General features: G+C 38.1%; 17 protein-coding genes. 4 read left to right on the top strand and 13 right to left on the bottom strand.

Features of this window, described 5'->3' with window-relative positions; all coding sequences use genetic code 11:
* The first annotated feature begins 42 nt into the window (after positions 1-42).
* Entirely contained in the window at positions 43-1,857 is a 1,815-nt protein-coding gene (locus tag HOO54_RS07085; RefSeq protein WP_172293728.1) for a S9 family peptidase, read from the top strand.
* Positions 1,858-1,904: 47 nt separating this feature from the next.
* Positions 1,905-2,204, top strand: a complete 300-nt coding sequence (locus HOO54_RS07080) for a hypothetical protein (protein WP_172292293.1) — start codon at positions 1,905-1,907, stop codon at positions 2,202-2,204.
* A 110-nt stretch (positions 2,205-2,314) separates the two neighbouring features.
* Here the strand turns inward: HOO54_RS07080 and HOO54_RS07075 are convergent, their stop codons facing one another.
* Positions 2,315-3,703 (bottom strand): L-cystine transporter, encoded by a 1,389-nt coding sequence (locus HOO54_RS07075; protein WP_375335799.1) that lies wholly within the window; start codon positions 3,701-3,703, stop codon positions 2,315-2,317.
* Between the two features lie 258 nt (positions 3,704-3,961).
* Here HOO54_RS07075 and cspB point away from each other — a divergent pair, with 258 nt between their 5' ends.
* Positions 3,962-4,162, top strand: a complete 201-nt coding sequence (cspB, locus tag HOO54_RS07070) for a cold shock-like protein CspB (protein ID WP_003155376.1) — start codon at positions 3,962-3,964, stop codon at positions 4,160-4,162.
* A 319-nt stretch (positions 4,163-4,481) separates the two neighbouring features.
* Here the strand turns inward: cspB and HOO54_RS07065 are convergent, their stop codons facing one another.
* The 8 genes from HOO54_RS07065 to yhbH all read right to left on the bottom strand — a co-directional run bounded on the left by HOO54_RS07065 (position 4,482) and on the right by yhbH (position 11,965).
* The gene (locus HOO54_RS07065) at positions 4,482-5,411 is read right to left on the bottom strand and encodes an ABC transporter permease (RefSeq protein WP_172293726.1); all 930 of its coding nucleotides are present in this window, start codon (positions 5,409-5,411) and stop codon (positions 4,482-4,484) included.
* Complete coding sequence (locus HOO54_RS07060) at positions 5,404-6,333, bottom strand: ABC transporter ATP-binding protein (RefSeq protein WP_172293724.1); 930 nt, start codon at positions 6,331-6,333, stop codon at positions 5,404-5,406. Before HOO54_RS07060 ends, HOO54_RS07065 begins: the two co-directional genes overlap by 8 nt.
* Positions 6,334-6,352: 19 nt before the next feature.
* Positions 6,353-7,051, bottom strand: coding sequence for an ABC transporter ATP-binding protein (locus HOO54_RS07055; RefSeq protein ID WP_172293722.1), 699 nt, complete (start codon positions 7,049-7,051; stop codon positions 6,353-6,355).
* The gene (locus HOO54_RS07050; protein WP_172293719.1) at positions 7,041-7,421 is read right to left on the bottom strand and encodes a GntR family transcriptional regulator; all 381 of its coding nucleotides are present in this window, start codon (positions 7,419-7,421) and stop codon (positions 7,041-7,043) included. The genes HOO54_RS07055 and HOO54_RS07050 overlap by 11 nt, the downstream gene beginning before the upstream one ends.
* A gap of 4 nt (positions 7,422-7,425) precedes the next feature.
* A complete protein-coding gene (locus HOO54_RS07045) occupies positions 7,426-8,196 on the bottom strand; it encodes a hypothetical protein (protein ID WP_172293717.1) in 771 nt (256 codons plus the stop codon).
* A gap of 124 nt (positions 8,197-8,320) precedes the next feature.
* Positions 8,321-9,895 (bottom strand): DHA2 family efflux MFS transporter permease subunit, encoded by a 1,575-nt coding sequence (locus tag HOO54_RS07040; protein ID WP_172299411.1) that lies wholly within the window; start codon positions 9,893-9,895, stop codon positions 8,321-8,323.
* Between the two features lie 60 nt (positions 9,896-9,955).
* Entirely contained in the window at positions 9,956-10,588 is a 633-nt protein-coding gene (locus HOO54_RS07035; RefSeq protein WP_172293714.1) for an HlyD family efflux transporter periplasmic adaptor subunit, read from the bottom strand.
* Between the two features lie 207 nt (positions 10,589-10,795).
* Complete coding sequence (gene yhbH, locus HOO54_RS07030) at positions 10,796-11,965, bottom strand: sporulation protein YhbH (RefSeq protein WP_172293712.1); 1,170 nt, start codon at positions 11,963-11,965, stop codon at positions 10,796-10,798.
* Positions 11,966-12,191: 226 nt separating this feature from the next.
* Between yhbH and HOO54_RS07025 the strand changes: the two genes are divergently transcribed.
* Positions 12,192-12,593 carry a hypothetical protein gene (locus tag HOO54_RS07025; protein ID WP_172293709.1) on the top strand — a complete coding sequence of 134 codons (402 nt, stop codon included), beginning with the start codon at positions 12,192-12,194 and terminating at the stop codon, positions 12,591-12,593.
* A gap of 51 nt (positions 12,594-12,644) precedes the next feature.
* On the opposite strand, the gene HOO54_RS07020 is transcribed toward HOO54_RS07025, so the two are convergent.
* The 4 genes from HOO54_RS07020 to HOO54_RS07005 all read right to left on the bottom strand — a co-directional run bounded on the left by HOO54_RS07020 (position 12,645) and on the right by HOO54_RS07005 (position 16,949).
* Positions 12,645-14,540, bottom strand: a complete 1,896-nt coding sequence (locus HOO54_RS07020) for a PrkA family serine protein kinase (RefSeq protein ID WP_172293707.1) — start codon at positions 14,538-14,540, stop codon at positions 12,645-12,647.
* 346 nt (positions 14,541-14,886) lie between these two features.
* Entirely contained in the window at positions 14,887-15,585 is a 699-nt protein-coding gene (locus HOO54_RS07015; protein WP_172293705.1) for a hypothetical protein, read from the bottom strand.
* A 19-nt stretch (positions 15,586-15,604) separates the two neighbouring features.
* The gene (locus tag HOO54_RS07010; protein WP_375335798.1) at positions 15,605-16,324 is read right to left on the bottom strand and encodes a polymer-forming cytoskeletal protein; all 720 of its coding nucleotides are present in this window, start codon (positions 16,322-16,324) and stop codon (positions 15,605-15,607) included.
* A gap of 13 nt (positions 16,325-16,337) precedes the next feature.
* Positions 16,338-16,949, bottom strand: a complete 612-nt coding sequence (locus HOO54_RS07005) for a YhbD family protein (protein ID WP_172293702.1) — start codon at positions 16,947-16,949, stop codon at positions 16,338-16,340.
* Between the last annotated feature and the right edge of the window lie 335 nt (positions 16,950-17,284).

The raw sequence follows: 17,284 nt of genomic DNA, 5'->3' as shown, positions 1-17,284 counted from the left end.
CTGTTATGATAAAAATGGAATAATATAATCAGGGGGTAGAAAATGACATTAACAAACACTTTTTCGAGAGCAAAAAAAATGTTTTACGTTTTACAAATAACAGATTTTTGTATCCATCCTAATGAAACACAACTTGTCTTTAACACCAATCTAAATGGTAAACCAAACATATGGGCAATGGATCTTTCACATCCATATCCTTATCAACTCACTTTTTTCAATCAAAATTGCAATGGAATGACCTACAGTAAAGACGGTTCCTTTATAATTGCCGGTTTTGATCAAGACGGAAACGAACAACACAGTTTATATCAATTTTCCTCCTCAGAAGGAGAATCTCAATTATTAAACGGAAATCAACAAGATCGCCACTTCGAACCTAACATCGTCAATCATTCTGTTTACTACACATCTTCCAAAAATAATCCAGTTTTTTTAAATACATATCAATTTGATCTTCTGACAAGGAACGAAAAGCTTATTTTTACGGGAACTGATGGGGTATCACAACTCAGTGATGTAAGTCCGAATGAAAAAGCATTTAGTTTTCATGTTTCGTTTGTCAATAGCCACTCTGTTTGTGTGGTTCAAACAGCAGACGGACATATAACACCAATTGTGCCTGATGATAAAAAAGCGCATAAGTTCTATGCATCATATTTCTCAACAAATGATATCTTATATGTCACCACAAATTATGATTCAGAGTTTTCATATCTGGCATCATACACAATTTCTTCCAACACCTTTACTCCACTTCTCTTGATAGACAAAACAGACTTGACTTCCATACATGCTGATCCAAATGGAAAGTACTTATACTTAATTGGAAAAAAAGGCGTTAAAGATATCATTTATCAATATGAGATTCAAACAGGAGAGACCAGCACGATATGTTGCCCATGTTCATCTGTTAAAAAAGTGTGTTGCACAAAGTCTGGTGCCCTTTATTTGCTTGGTTCAACACCTAGTAAACCAGATAATATTTATGTAAAAAAGGAGAGCCAAACTGAATGGTGCCAATTAACAAAACATAATGTTCCCGGTTTTTCTAAAGAGGAACTTGCTGATCCAGAGGTAATCAATTATCGATCTTTTGATGGACGGACAATCGAGGGTTTGTTGTATAAACCTAATTACAAAGATGCAAATGGTTGGACAATCATTTGGCCGCATGGTGGACCTCAGTATGCCGAACAATTAAAGTTTTATGACATCTTTCAAATCGCAACTAAAATGGGCTACCAAGTATTTGCACCAAATTTTCGAGGTTCAGAAAACTATGGCTACACATTTTACAAAATGGTTGAACAAGATTGGGGGGATGGACCACGTCTTGATATGATTGCTGGAATCGATTGGCTCATTGATCAAAAAGTCGTTGATCGTGAAAAACTGTTTCTATTAGGCGGCAGTTATGGTGGATACATGGCTCTTTTATTACATGGTAGGCATCCTGAGTATTTTCAAGCTGTCGTTGATATTTGCGGTGTTAGCAACTTGTTTACATTTGTTAAATCAGTTCCTGAATTTTGGCGACCGCACACAGAAAAGTGGGTCGGTCATCCAGACAGGGATCGAATAAAAATGACAGCCGATTCACCAATTACCTATTTAAAAAAGATGATACGACCAATGCTAGTTGTTCAAGGTAAAAATGATCCCCGTGTTGTCAAAGAGGAATCGGATCAAGTCGTTGATCAGTTGAAAAAATGGGGAAGAGAGATCGAATATCTCATCATGGAAGATGAAGGGCATGGTTTTTCAAAAAGGGAAAGTAAAGTCAGTGTTTACACGGCCATTTTCAGCTTTTTTGAAAAACATCGCTTAAAATCCCCTGTTAGAAGTGAAGAATAAAACAAACTTGCCCAGGGCAAAGTATTAGTAAAAAGGAGGTTGATCCTTTGTTTAGAAGAAGAACTGGTATTCACCCAGCTGTATTAATCGTTGGTTCTGCAGCTATATCTGCGGCCTTTTCACCAGAAATTCGCAAACGTGTGATGAAGATGTTTACAATGAAAACACAGGATGGAATGTTAAATCCAGCAGAACTGTTTAAACAAGCATTTTCGACAAGAGAAAAAAGACAGACTGAGCAAAATCAAACACATTCAAATGATAAGAACCAACAGCATACACATACGACAACAAATTACAATGAAGCTGAAGAGCTGCTGGACAATATTGACCGAAACACGTATTAGCGGGAGCTGTCCAAACACCCCTTAAAACATAAAATCTGGTGACTGCTTCGAGCGGTTCACCAGATTTTTGTGTCTATGACGGTCGATTACCACCAAGGGTGACCAACCTTTTACATTTCAGCTTCAATAATATTTGTATGATCATCATATACATCTGTTTCAAGTTCTTTTGTCAATTTACTTGTCACAAGTCCTGAAGTCATACTACCACTAACATTAAGAGCTGTCCGTCCCATATCGATAAGCGGTTCGACCGAAATTAATAATCCCGCTAAGGCAACTGGCATATTCAAAGCTGACAGTACTAAAAGTGCCGCAAATGTTGCACCACCGCCGACACCTGCTACACCAAAAGAGCTAATTGCGACAATCCCGATGACTGTCAAGAGAAATGAAGGTTCCAGAGGATTTTGTCCGACAGTCGGTGCGATCATAATCGCCAGCATCGCAGGATAAATACCGGCACAGCCGTTTTGACCAATTGATAAACCAAATGAGCCGGCAAAGTTGGCAATCCCTTCAGGAACACCCAAACTTCTTTGTGTTTTAATATTTAATGGTAAGGCACCAGCACTTGATCTTGAAGTAAAAGCGAAAATAAGCACTGGAACGGCCTTTTTCAAGTAAGTAATTGGACTTAACCCGCTGACCGTAATCAGCAATAGGTGGACACCGAACATGACGATCAATGCCACATAAGAGGCGAGAACGAACTTTCCAAGTTTCAAAATACTATCAAGATCACTTGTTGCAATCGTATTTGTCATAATTGCTAACACCCCATATGGTGTCAGTCTTAAAATCAATGTCACAACACGCATAATGATCGCGTATACAGCATCAACTATTTTTTTGAAAAGTTCGGCTTGTTCAGGCTGCTTTTTTTTCACACCAAGATAAGCTATCCCAAGAAAGGCCGCAAAAATAACAACTCCGATTGTAGATGTCGGTCTTGCCCCTGTAAAATCCAAAAACGGGTTTCCCGGCAGGAGTTCAACTACTTGTTGTGGAAGTGTTTTGGCTTCCATATCTGCTGATTTCTGTTTTAATTCTGCACCCCTTGACAGTTCTGCGTCTCCCTTTTCAATATGAATCGCTTGAAGATCAAAGCTAAGAGTGGAGGCGATTCCCACAGCAGCAGCTACAGCAGTTGTAGCAATAAGCAAACCAATGATAAGACCGCTAATTTTTCCAATGCTATGTTTCAGACTAAGCTTTGTAAAAGCACCCAAAATTGAGATAAAGACAAGTGGAATCACAACCATCTGCAAAAACTTCACATAGCCGTTTCCAATTATTCGAAACCAATCTGTCGTTTGGATGGTTGTTTCTGAAGAAGCACCATATATAAAATGTACAGCAAAACCAAATACAATTCCGAGTCCAAGAGCAGTAAATACTCTTTTCGAAAACGAAACATACTTCTTTTGCATGAAATAAAGGAGCACCATCAGAAAGAGCATGATAAAAATATTAATGATCGTAAAAAAGTCCATCACATAAAAGCCCCCTTCATTTAGATACATTAGAAAATATAATACAATAAAACCAATCGGTCAAGTAGGAATTAGCGCTAATTTTTTTTAAAAAAATTTTGATTAAAGGTTGTAATTTTGCTTAAACACTGGTAAAGTAAAGGTAATTATTTTTGTTCGAACTATCTTTAAGAAGAAAGTTTTGTAAGAGTTTTCGTCTTGGAAGTTTGTTTTAGAGCAAGAATGATGAATTTAAGCGTTATCGCTTTAGGAGGAAATTTCATGCTAGAAGGTAAAGTAAAATGGTTTAACTCTGAAAAAGGTTTCGGATTCATCGAAGTTGAAGGACAAGACGATGTATTCGTTCATTTCTCTGCTATTCAAGGCGAAGGCTTCAAAACTTTAGAAGAAGGCCAGTCTGTATCTTTCGAAATCGTTGAAGGAAACCGCGGACCGCAAGCTGCTAACGTTACAAAAGCATAATTAAAGAGCTGTGCTCTTTATACAAAGACTGCTGATTTCCAATCAGCAGTCTTTTTGTTATGTCCAAAACATGATGAGCTCCCGAAACGGCAAGGAATACCACAACTTACATAAAAATAGGAGTTTCCAAGGGTCTTAAATTAGACTTTCCAAAATAGGCATATCCTTTCCAGATTTACCCTATTCGTTTTTGGTCCTTCGATAGGTTTCGTACATTAATCTTTGGGTTCTTCCATAGACACATGCGAAATGGGCATAAAAAAGAGCCTCCAAAAAGTCAAACATACTAACTTTTTGGATAGCCCCTTCAAAACAACTCCTATGAAGCAATATCTCTTTTGCTAAATACTGAGAATGCCAACAGATGAAAGATAACAAAATAGATCGCCAAGATGGCCACGGAAAAGCCGAGTGTCATTCCTTCAGGCGGATTTCCGTAAAAGTACACTGTCAGATCTGTATTGGCAAACAAAAAATATTTTCCCCAGTCAAAGATTGATAACAATTTTGTCATCATAGGGCCCGAGAATAAGAGAAACATCGAAATCCCAACAGCAATTAAACTGTTTCTAAATACCGCTGAAATCATAAATGCCATTGTCGCCAACATCATAATCGAAATCGAATCTAGGAGGTAGTATTGGATGAGATAAAGCAACAAATTGTGTTCTTGAACACTTCCATTGACATAGGTAAGATAAGTCTCAGATCCATCACCAGGTCCGAACAACACTAGACCTGAAACTCCTGATGTGATAAATAAAATCAAAAGTAAGCTTAGAGCAAACAATAGCACCGTCAAATATTTTGATAATAAAATTTTAAAACGGCTGACCGGGCGAATTACTAGAAGCTTAATGGTACCCCAGTTAAACTCACTAGCGACAATTCCAGCTGCAATTGTAATCACAAACAAACCGACAAATGATATCATTAAAGTATTCTTTTCGACAAACTTCCACATTGAATATTGGTCTGATATATCATGTTCGAGTCGATATTCATTGATGGCAATTGATTCCTCAAGGCTTTCTTTTAAATCAGACATATCAGGATCTTTAAGTTCTTTTTTCATCTCTTCATTTTGCCCAATTAATCCCTTTTGCCAATTAGGATCCGCTTCACCGACTCCATGAGTTTTTAATATGGTACCGAATCCGATGACCGCAACCACCAAAAATCCGATCATGACATATGTACCTTTTCGACTAAATATTTTGATCCATTCATTATAGATGAGTTTAAGCAAGTTGAGTTTCCTCCTTATTCCCAGTAATTTCCAAGAAACGGTCTTCCAATGATTTAGTTATTATTTTCACTTCAAACAAACGAATCCCATTATCTGTTAAATGTTTGATTAAGTCTGGAACTTCATCTTTTTTAAGATTGATTTCAATCCCGTTTTCCACTTTTTCAATTTGCCAGTCTCCAAAATCAGATGTATGGCGGAAAAGAGCATCCACATCATTGGCATGGAAGAAATAGCGATCCTTGTACTCTTTATTATCAACAGACTCATGAACATTTTGAATGTCGCGTAGTTTGCCATTTTGAATAATCGCAAACCTGTCGCACATGAGCTCCATCTCTGCAAGCAAATGACTTGAAACAATCACAGCCATGTCTTTTTCTGTTGTCAGTTTTCTTAAATAATGGCGAATCTCACGAATCCCTGCTGGATCAAGTCCATTTGTAGGTTCATCAAGAATCAACAGCTTTGGATCGTGCAAAAGGGCTTGTGCAAGTCCTAGCCTTTGTCTCATTCCCAATGAATATGTTTTCACTTTGTCATGAATACGGTTCTTTAATCCGACAAGCTCAATAATCTCATCGATTTTGCTTTTCGTTACCCCTTTTGTCATTCGTGCGTATTGCATAAGGTTTTGATAACCTGTCATAAATTTATACATTTCAGGGTTTTCAATGATCGCCCCAATATATTGTGCAGCTTTGGCAAAATTGTCTTTGACATTTACCCCGTTGATCAAAATGTCTCCATCCGAGATGTTCATATGACCGACAATCATTCTGATCGTCGTTGTCTTTCCTGCTCCATTCGGTCCTAAAAATCCGAAGATCTCCCCAGATTTCACATCAAAACTTAGTCCATCAATAATTTTCTTTCCTTTGATCACCTTTGAAACATTTTGTAATTGCAGAAGCGTTCCCATTCGTATTTTCTACCGCCTTTCATTGTTTTTGATTAACATCCTTATACCAGTTGAGCAGTGACATTTTTGATTCCTCGCGCAACTCCTCAACATTCTTTTTCTCCATCACCAGACCAGATGAGACGACTATTACCTCATCAAGAATTTGTTCGATCTCACTGATCTCATGTGTAGCGATAACCACTGTCTGTTCTTCAAAATGAAGCCATGAAAGAAGACTTCTCACAATCGACTCTCTAACTACCGGATCTAGACCTGACAATGGTTCATCTAAGAGAACAACTGGAGCATCTCGCGCGAGAGCCAGCACAAGTTTCACCTTGCCCCTGTTTCCTTTAGATAGATGTTTTAACTTTTTCTTATAATCAATCTTCATTTCTTTTAAAATAGTAAATGCTTTTTCAAGCTGAAAATCTGCAAATTGGCTATCATAAAAACGAATCACATCCTTCACTTGAAAATGCTCATAAAACATATCAAGCTCGGTTAAATAAGCGATATTTTTAAGCATTGTCCGCTCAGCTCGTTGATCTCCAACTAACACCGTTCCTGAATCAGGAAAACAGAGCCCGCCGATAATCTTTAAAAGTGTTGATTTGCCACTTCCATTTGGACCGATCAATCCGTAGATTTTTCCTGATGACAATGATAAAGAAACATCTTTTAAAGCAAATTGGTTCCCGTATTTTTTCATCACATTTTTCAGTTCAATATTCATTTGGCTCTCCTTCCTGCAAATAGCGGTCAAGTTCAAACAACATTTCCTGTTTTGAGAGACCAAGTTCTTCCATGTTTCTTACAAATTGTCCAATCACGTCTGTACGCATTTTCTGTTTCAATTCGTCGATCATGTCTGTTTTTTCGACAACAAAAGTTCCTTGCCCTCGTCTCATCTCAACGATTCCCATCCTTTCCATTTCAGCATACGTTCTCTGAATCGTATTCGGATTGACCTTTGTCTCGACAGCCAAATCGCGTACAGAAGGCAGTTTTTCGCCCGGTTTCATTTCTAGCCGAACGATTTTTTTGAAAAGTTGTTCAGCAATTTGACGGTATATCGGCTTTGATGAGGAAAAGTCACTCGCCATCACATTACACCTCAACTTTTTTCGCAAGTAACTTGCCAGAGAAATAGAAAAGACAGACGGCTAAAACGGCATAATATATCAGCATATTTCCTGGAAGATTTACTTGAGAAAATGTGACAGACCATCCTGACGCTTCATGATATTCAAAATCGAAGTCGGCTTTTACGGGTATATTCCATAAATCCCAGACCTGTTTTATGAAACGGTTTCCTAAAGCATAATATTCAATCAGGCTGTAACTATAGAAAAGCACGCACACAATCAACCAACGAACTTTTTTCAATACGGAATATTTCCCGAGCACTTGATATACAGTCCACATCAGCATGACCCACATTGAAAGTAACATTCCCCAAAAAAAGACAAGACCATTCATCAGCAATAGATCCCACATAGAATATAAACCTATAGAAATCGTCACAAGCTGGTTTCTGACAATGATTCCAAAAATTAAGATGATCAGTTGTGCTATCAATTGATAAACAGCAGCTGCTGCCAGTTTGGAGAGAAGTAAGACAAAACTGTTGTTTGGATTATAAAGCCAGATTTGTGTTTTCCCTTCAAGTCGAAGCTGACTGAGCATAATACTCGGACTGTAAAAGCTTTGACATAGTAAAAGGAATACTAATAATCCAAACATGAACAACGGTTCGTGTTCATAATAAGCAATTAAAGAACTTCCGATCATGATCAAGATGGTTAATATCAACCATATAATAGACCAGAACCTTGAGATCACTATGTCCTTTTTTAATAGTCCGCTGAAAACCTTCAAAAGAATTTCCTCCCAGATTACAATGTACTACATAGATAGTACACTAATACACATGATAATACAAGAAAAAAAGACAAATCGGCTGATCGTATTCAGCAAATTTGCCTTTTGAAGTTAGTAAATATTAGATTGTTGATGGTGATTCGTTTGTATTCTTAACTGAATCATCTATTTTTGGAAATGCCGGCTTATTTTTTTTATGACGGTCTTTTCTGACATCTTTTAAAAACAGACTTAATACAATGCCTGCTATACAGAATCCAACCGCCCAAATAAACGCATCATTTATCCCCAGCACATTAGATTTAAGCTGTGACTGTCCTACCATGTATTGAACAACATATTGTTTTGCTTCTGCAAGTGAAAGATGCATGGATTGGGCAGCTGATTGAATTTTTGCTTGTAATAGATGCATGAATGACGGATCAGCCGTATTCGCTTGGTCAGCCATTGTTGCATAGTGAAATGCTGTACGTTTTGTATAAATTGTTGTCATCAAACTCGTTCCAATTGAACCGCTGATTTGACGAAGTGTATTTGACATGGCTGTTCCATGGCTGTTCAAATGTTGTGGCAGCTGGTTCATTCCAGCAGTCATAATTGGCATCATCAACATTGACATACCAAATGCCCGAATTGCATATATCACCATAATGGTAAGGTAAGGTGTATCAAGTGTAAGCTGTGTAAATTGATAGGTCGTCACAGCGGTTATGATTAAACCGACAATTGCCAATGGTCTTGCACCGACTTTATCAAACAATGCCCCTGCTATAGGTGACATCAAGAGGGTTACAATGGCACCCGGCAGCATTAAAAGACCTGATTGCAGTGCTGTAAAACCAGCTAAACTTTGCAAATAAATAGGCAGTAAAAACATCCCTGTGTAAAGGGCTACTGTAATAATAGCATTAATCACACTAGATAAAGAAAACATATCATATTTGAAAACCCTGAAATCAAGCATCGGTTCTTTTGATTTCAATTGCTGGATTACAAAAGCTGTGATCCCAATGACACCAATGATCATAGTTGCGAGTACAATTGGATCATTCCAACCATCAGTTCCCGCTTCACTTACTCCATACAATAATGAAGCAAAACCGATGATTGAAAGCAATGCACCAGTCTGGTCAAGTTTTATTTTTTGAGGAGCTGTTATATTTTTAAATAAAACCAGCCCGCAAATGATGACGATAACTCCAATTGGCACAAGTCCGTAAAACATAATCCGCCAGCTGTAATGTTCAATGACCCACCCTGATAGTGTCGGTCCGACCGCCGGAGCAAACATCATGGCAAGCCCAAAGATACCCATTCCTTTTCCCCGGCTTTCAGGAGGGAATATCAACAGGATCGTGGTCATCACCAATGGCTGAAGAACACCTCCGCCTGTTGCCTGAATGAGACGGCCGATTAACATTGTTGAGAAATTTGGCGCTATACCACAAATCAGCGTCCCAATCGTAAACAACAGCATAGCAGTAAGAAATAAATTGCGACCTCCAAAGCGGACAATTAAAAAAGCGGATAATGGGATTAAAACACCATTGACAAGCATATATCCTGTTGTCAGCCATTGAATCGTTGTGGCGCTCACATTAAATTCAGTCATTAAATGAGGCATAGCCACATTAAGTAACGTCTGGTTTAATATCGCCACAAATAAACCGGCCATTAAGATAAAAAGCAATGTCATCTTTCCTTGTTTTTGTTGAGATGCCACTTGCGATAACCTCCTTTCGTTCAGTTCATCCTCCTATTTTGAAATTTTAACTGATGCGTTCATTCCTGGAAGTACCTGGCTAGACGGGTTTTTGATTGAAATTTTCACAGGTACTTTTTGTGTTACTTTTGTATAGTTTCCACTTGAATTTTGCTGAGAAAACAGATTAAACGTAGAATTTGTTGCATATCCGATTTCTTCAACATTGCCTTCAAATGTCGTACCTTGATCACCATCGATCACAATTTCGACCTTATCCCCTCTCTCAATACTTTTAAGGTCGGTCTCTTGAATGTTTGCAGTAATGTAAAGGTGATCCATATCAATTGTTTGGGCTAATGTTTGCCCTGCTTGTACAGTCTGACCTTCCCTCGCTTCATTTTTAACAATGGTTCCAGCCATTATCGATTTCACATCAAGCGAGTCTTCACCTTTAATCACACCTGTCTTCTCATCCTTAGAAATTTTTGTTCCTTCTTTCATCGTCCAGTTTGTTAGCTTTCCTGAGACAGGAGCTGTAATGTTTGCCATTTCACCTGTAACATGCGCTTCATCTGTTTTGACATAACTGATACTGTCATAGTAGAAATACGCACCTCCTGCTAAAATAGCAAGTCCAATTACGATTCCGACTATATTAACAATAATCAAGCGTTTTTTGCTCATCTTGATTTCTCCTTTCAGATTCCTTTTGACTTTATGCAAAATTAATATTTAACAAGATTAAATATTATTCTAAGTAACTAAAAGTGTCAATAGTTTTGTACAAAGTGTCACATTCCAATATCAACCACACCGATCTAAAAAAGACAAAATAAAAGGCATGATCCCAATACAACTTGGGATACATGCCTTATCAACAACATAGATTTTTTATGTTAGTTGATGTTGCTTTTCCTTGCTAAAAAAACTTTTTAGTGCTCTGAACACATCTGTTTTTTGTTTTAAAACATAGTACTTAAATTTTTCATTTTTAATATTTTTATAGGCTGACATTAATGTCGAATGCCTATTATATTGATTGACTTCACCATAACAGAAAAGATTGGCTTTCTCCATCAGTTCGTTGACAAGTCTGACACAACGAGGATTATCAGAGGTTAAATTATCTCCATCTGAAAAATGAAAAGGATAAATATTGTAAGCTGTCGGAGAGTATTTTTGCTCAATCAATTCAAGCGCTTTTCGATAAACAGATGAACATATGGTTCCCCCGCTTTCCCCTTTTGAAAAAAAATCTTCTTCGGAAACGATTTTGGCTTCTGTATGATGGGCGATAAACTTAACATCGACCGTTTCATACTTTGTCCGTAAAAAACGTGTCATCCAAAAGAAAAAACTGCGTGCCATGTATTTTTCGAAGATTCCCATACTTCCACTTGTATCCATCATCGCCAAAACAACAGCCCTCGATTCCGGCTTTTTAGTGTCATTCCATGTTTTAAATTTTAAATCTTCAGGAAATATCGGATAAAACGCTGGTTTTCCTATCATCGCATTTCGCTTAAAAGCGCTCAGCATCGTTCTTTTTTTATCAATATTACCGGTTAAACCTGTTTTGCGAATGTCATTAAACTCAATATCTTCTGTGACAATATCGTCCCGCTCTTTCTGCTCGAGATTCGGCAGCTCCATTTCGCTAAAAAGTGCCTCTTCCAAGTCCATTAAGGAAACGTCTGCTTCATAATAATCTTCTCCAGCCTTTTTACCAGCTCCAAAGCCTTTTCCAGCATCATTTCTCCTATCAGAGCTGTCTCTTGCCACAACATCCCCAATCTTGCTTTCGCCATCTCCCTGTCCAATATGTTTATTTTTATCATAGTTATAACGGATTTTATATTCATCCAATGAGCGAATCGGAATTTTAACGACATCTTTCCCATTAGACATGATGATACTCTCTTCTGTGATCAAATCAGACAAATTATGTTTGATCGCATCCTGCACCTTTTTTTGATGACGCTGTTGATCATCATACCCTTTACGGTGGAGGGACCAGTCTTCCTGAGAAATCATAAAATGGCCATTGTTTTTATGGGACATGCATTCCCCTCCTTCATGATAGCTGTTAAAAGAAATGAAACAAGTCTAAAAAATGTTTACTTTTATCTTATGCAAGTAACAGGAGACATTTGATAAACAATTTTGAAAATGTAACGAAAGTTCAAAGCAGCTTGTACAAGTCGCCGTTTCATTGCTAATCATTTGCTTTCTTAGTACGATAAGGATATCCTCTCAATCTCTTGTCGAAGTGGAGTGTAGACAAAATATGAATAAAGATATAAAAGAATTTTATGAGTGGTATAAAGAAAATGGGTTAAGTGATACAGATGAGCACTTTATTACAGATGTGACCATGACTCTTTCAACGGTAAAATATAAAGATAACCTACCAGAAGAAAGAATGAGAAATAATGTCCCAAAAATGTGGGAGCGGTGTCAAAATGATTGGACAGATGCCCGTTTGCCTGATTATGCGGACATCACTGAAATTACTTTTTCAACGTACAAATCCATCATAAAAAGCGGCGTAAAAAAAGATTTTTCTATTGAAGAGCTTCTTTATAGCCTATATAAACAAGGTCTTTGTGCTCCCCTTGCCTTAGATCTACTTAAAACAGCACATACACGTTTAGCTGAGCAAATGATTGAAAACCATTCAAATCGTTAGCATGGCTCTTCTTTACAAATTGACCCGCCCTTTTGTTGGACGGGTCTTCATTTACCGGTTTAACAAACTTCCGACATATTTTAAAAGTTCATTGGCACTCGTTGAGTTATAGCCATGTTCATCAATCAGACGGGCGACAACATCATTAATTTTTTTCAATTGCTGTTCATCAGGTGTTTTTGTGGAAGTTGTTATTTTTACGACATCTTTTAAATCTGCGAACAGTTTCTTTTGAATGGCTTCGCGCAAACGTTCATGTGAATTATAATCAAAACGCTTCCCTTTTCTCGCATAGGCGGAAATCCGAATTAAAATCTCTTCACGAAAAGCCTTTTTCGCATTTTCAGAAATGCCAATTTGCTCTTCTATCGATCTCATCAATTTTTCATCAGGATTCATTTCCTCACCTGTCAACGGATCACGCAACTTGTTTTTGTTGCAGTATGCCTCAACATTATCTAGATAATTATCCATAAGGGTTTTAGCTGACTCTTCATATGAATAGACAAACGCTTTTTGCACTTCTTTTTTCGCCATTTCGTCATACTCTTTTCTGGCCACAGAAATGAAGTTCAAGTGGCGCTCACGTTCTTCAGTTGAGATCGATGGATGCTGATCAAGCCCTTCTTTCAAAGAACGCAGAACATCGAGCGCATTGATGGACTCCATATTTTTCCGAATAATCGTTGAAGATATGCGATTAATGACATACCTTGGATCAATCCCGCTCATCCCTTCATCATTGTATTCTTTTTTCATATCCTCGACATCAACTGAATTATATCCCTCAACACTTTCTCCATCATAAAGCTTCATTTTTTTGACAAGATCAATATCAGAACGCTTCGGTTCTTTTAATCGCGTTAAAATGGAAAACATCGCTGCCACCTTTAAGGTGTGTGGTGCAATGTGCACCTCTGAGACATCACTTTCGGCAATCATTTTTTTATAAATACGTTCTTCTTCAGAAACTTTTAAATTATAAGGAATCGGCATTACAATAATTCGCGAATGGAGCGCTTCATTTTTTTTATTAGAAATAAAAGAACGGTACTCCGTCTCATTTGTATGAGCGACAATCAACTCATCAGCGGAAATCAATGCAAATCGGCCTGCCTTAAAATTACCTTCCTGTGTCAAAGAGAGAAGATGCCAGAGGAATTTCTCATCACATTTCAACATTTCTTGAAACTCCATCATTCCCCTGTTCGCCTTGTTTAATTCGCCGTCAAAGCGGTATGCACGGGGGTCAGATTCTGATCCGTATTCAGCAATGGTTGAAAAATCAATACTCCCTGTTAGATCGGCAATATCCTGTGATTTAGGATCTGATGGACTAAATGTACCAATCCCTGTTCGCTTATCTTCTGAAAAAAAGATTCTTTCCACCATGACATCTTCAATCCTGCCGCCATACTCTTGTTCAAGCCGCATCATGTTCAAAGGTGAAAGGTTTCCTTCAATACGAATTCCATATTCCTGATAAAAATCGTCACGCAAATGCTGTGGGATTAAATGAAGTGGATCTTCATGCATCGGACATCCTTTAATCGCATATACAGCACCTTCATCTGTCAATGAATAGGCTTCAAGCCCTTTTTTCAGCATTGTAACAAGCGTTGATTTCCCCCCGCTAACAGGTCCCATCAACAGCAAAATTCTTTTTCTAACATCAAGTCGTTTTGCCGCGGGATGAAAATACTCTTCAACAAGCCGTTCCAAAGGTTCCTCAAGTCCAAATAGCTCTTTGTCAAAAAACCTGTATATTTTTTTCCCATCTTTCTCTTCAATGCCGCTTGCTTTAAGCATATGATAAACACGAGAATGAGCAGATTGTGCAACCGCCGGTTTTTCTTTCAAAATTTCCAAATAATCAGCGAAGGTTCCTTCCCACTGCAAACGCTGCTCTTCCTCTCTATACTGTTCAAGCTTTTTTAAGATATCCATAAGAACCTCCCATATGATGTATAATGCAAATGAACAACTGTTACATCCAATCTATGCGAAGATGTCCTTTTACATGCTTTTCCTATTGAATAAGACTCTCCTCCCCGAAATTGACAAAGATGGAATCAACCATTCATAATAAAAGCAGCACAATTGATAGAGACAGCAGGGAGTTAGGATGGAGAGGAGGATTAGATGAATACACTGATCATGATGGGGGTCATCCTTGCATTTCTCGTAGCAATATTCACTGCCGGGTATGAAAGCAAATCCGGAAAGCAAAATTAACAGGAAAAAGGATGGCGAGATGGCGCCATCCTTTTTTTAGAACATAACACTGTTTCATTTAAATTTGGTTTTTCTCGCTGACATTTGCTCGTTCAGAAACGGTCAGTTCTGTTTTGTATTCAACTGTTTCAATCTGGCAGCTTGGACCGATATGAATGCGATTGCCTCTGACGATCTGTGCTGATGTGTTTTCCAAATAAATGTCGTCCCCTTCAATGATTTGAGCAGAAAGAAATCCGCCATTTGGTTTAAAAAGACCCCGCTTATTTTTCACATTAATAACTGTTCCACCCATTTCTCTGACAGAACTTTTATCAAATCTTAAACCAATTTCAATGATACCGGCATTAAGCAGACCATCCAGTTCAACACTCCCTGTTAATTCAAAGGATTCCGCTTCACAATTACCTTTACCAGTCAGCGCACCTTTAATATCACATCGATCAGCACTTAAATCTCCACCGACATTGATGGCTCCTCTCACAACCGCTTCACCTGTATGAACATCACCAACAATGTCTGTCTTTCCATAAATTTTTATTTTGTCTGCTTTTAGACTTCCGCCCACGTTTGTTTCGCCATGGATGTTGAACGCTTGGACAACGGCATCTCCTTTAAGAGAACTTGTGCCGTAAGTACGAAACTTAAGACAATCAAGTCCAGCACCAATGGTTCCCTCACCACTAATCACGACATTTTCATAAACACCCCCAGCCGCACTTCCCGATCCGTTCATTTTCAAATGATTTCTCTTCACCTTAGAGCCCCCTTTCCCGTTAGATTTTCCTACTGTCTCCCACTTTTGCCGTTTTCGCCTGCTGAAACTCTTCTTTATATTCAATTATCTCGATATCACAGTTTTCGCCGATGACGACCGAATTACCGCGTACAATCTTTGCTGTTGTATTAGTCAGTTCAATTTGATCACCTTCAATTAAATCAGCAGTCAGTTTCGGTGAAGAAAAAAGCGGTGCTAAAAATGAGAGAATTTTTGATTGGTGCGGTGTGCAGCTGATTTGTCGACCACCGATTTCTTTCACTTTGCTTTCTCCTCCATGTAGTTTAATATCAATTTTTTCAGCATTTAAAAGACCATCGATTGTAAAAAGGCCTTCTGCTGAGAAATGTTCAACCTCACAGTCTTTGCTGATTGAAGCTTTTCCGCGAATAATCAGTTCGTCTCCTTTTACATGTCCATCTATTCCAGCATATCCAGCGATCTTTAATTTTGTCGCACTGATATCACCTTCGATTTTTGCCGAGCCATCAATTCGCAATGAAGCAGCATCAATGTTGCCATTCATCTTTGCATGACCGCTAATTTTTGCCGCTTCTGTTTTAATTCGACCATTTACAGTTCCTGAACCATTGCAAAAAAACTGTTCACAATCAACATCACCATTAATTGTTCCTTTCCCGTTTAGTTCAACGGAATGAAAGGTTCCGCCGTTCGAACTTCCAAATCCATTAATTGATAAATTATCCATTGTTTTCATCATATTTCCTCCATCATAATTTTGTTTTCAATTCTTCATAAACAGACGGTAAATTGACATCGGCAACAACTTTTACCATCTTTTCAAATATCGTATCACCTTCTGCTAGCAAACACGTTGTGATACCAAGTTTCCTTAGAACAATTAGTCGGCCATGGTGTTGGATGTCTGCCAAAAGTGCCACTTCAAGCACTATTTTCCCTTCTTCAAGACTGATATCTCCTGATTGAAGCAAACTTTCTATGATATAAAGTGCAAAGATTTCCTTTAGAGAAAATGAATCATCATATTTCTTCGTATTCTTAATAAAAAATGACATGACTGCCTCAGAAATCAGCTCTTTCCCAAGCAGTTCTTCACGGCTTTGCACAAGTTTATCAAGTTTTGGTGAAAACATATCCGCCATTTCATCAAGAGAAAGATTTTCTTTCATATTTTGAATTTTTTTAATCCTGTTTAGGATGTCTTCTTTCGGAAAAAATGTTTCTTGTCCAGTAAATGTTGATTTGCGAATAAACCAATCTTCTGGTATTAAATCTTTCCGTTTCCATCTATACAACTGCCCATAAGAAATCGAAGTTAGTTCAAGCAGCTCTTTTTTTGAAATTAAATCGTCACGAGCCATCTACTTTCACTCCTTTACACGCATTGTAACATAACACTGTTACGTTTGCAAACTAGAAGGATTTTTGCCCAGTTGATGTCGTTAACATTATGGCAACCTTCATAGCACAGCCTAAATTTGTTATGTGTCAATAAGGAATTAGACGCTGAAAACGGAAACAGCGAGCCAGGCGAGACCCAAGAGGAGCAAGGAACGAGCTTTGAGAAGGCTCGCGGATCGCCCGCGGAAAGCGAGCAAAATCCCCAATCCACACGACTTTCAGGACAGCCCCGTAATGTTTGTTAAACGTAAAAAAGGCGTCCAATAGTCTAAAATCGACTTACTAGACAGCCCCC

Source organism: Bacillus sp. WMMC1349, assembly GCF_013155385.1.
Taxonomy (GTDB): domain Bacteria; phylum Bacillota; class Bacilli; order Bacillales; family Bacillaceae; genus Bacillus.
This window is presented reverse-complemented; position numbering and strand designations above follow the sequence as displayed.

Excerpts from the sequence above, each read along its gene's own strand:
- HOO54_RS07085 (WP_172293728.1), top strand. The coding sequence starts at position 43 with ATGACATTAACAAACACTTTTTCGAGAGCAAAAAAAATGTTTTACGTT.
- cspB (WP_003155376.1), top strand. The coding sequence starts at position 3,962 with ATGCTAGAAGGTAAAGTAAAATGGTTTAACTCTGAAAAAGGTTTCGGA.
- HOO54_RS07060 (WP_172293724.1), bottom strand. The coding sequence starts at position 6,333 with ATGGGAACGCTTCTGCAATTACAAAATGTTTCAAAGGTGATCAAAGGA.
- HOO54_RS07055 (WP_172293722.1), bottom strand. The coding sequence starts at position 7,051 with ATGAATATTGAACTGAAAAATGTGATGAAAAAATACGGGAACCAATTT.
- HOO54_RS07050 (WP_172293719.1), bottom strand. The coding sequence starts at position 7,421 with ATGGCGAGTGACTTTTCCTCATCAAAGCCGATATACCGTCAAATTGCT.
- HOO54_RS07040 (WP_172299411.1), bottom strand. The coding sequence starts at position 9,895 with ATGACATTGCTTTTTATCTTAATGGCCGGTTTATTTGTGGCGATATTA.
- HOO54_RS07035 (WP_172293714.1), bottom strand. The coding sequence starts at position 10,588 with ATGAGCAAAAAACGCTTGATTATTGTTAATATAGTCGGAATCGTAATT.
- yhbH (WP_172293712.1), bottom strand. The coding sequence starts at position 11,965 with ATGTCCCATAAAAACAATGGCCATTTTATGATTTCTCAGGAAGACTGG.
- HOO54_RS07025 (WP_172293709.1), top strand. The coding sequence starts at position 12,192 with ATGAATAAAGATATAAAAGAATTTTATGAGTGGTATAAAGAAAATGGG.
- HOO54_RS07020 (WP_172293707.1), bottom strand. The coding sequence starts at position 14,540 with ATGGATATCTTAAAAAAGCTTGAACAGTATAGAGAGGAAGAGCAGCGT.
- HOO54_RS07010 (WP_375335798.1), bottom strand. The coding sequence starts at position 16,324 with ATGAAAACAATGGATAATTTATCAATTAATGGATTTGGAAGTTCGAAC.
- HOO54_RS07005 (WP_172293702.1), bottom strand. The coding sequence starts at position 16,949 with ATGGCTCGTGACGATTTAATTTCAAAAAAAGAGCTGCTTGAACTAACT.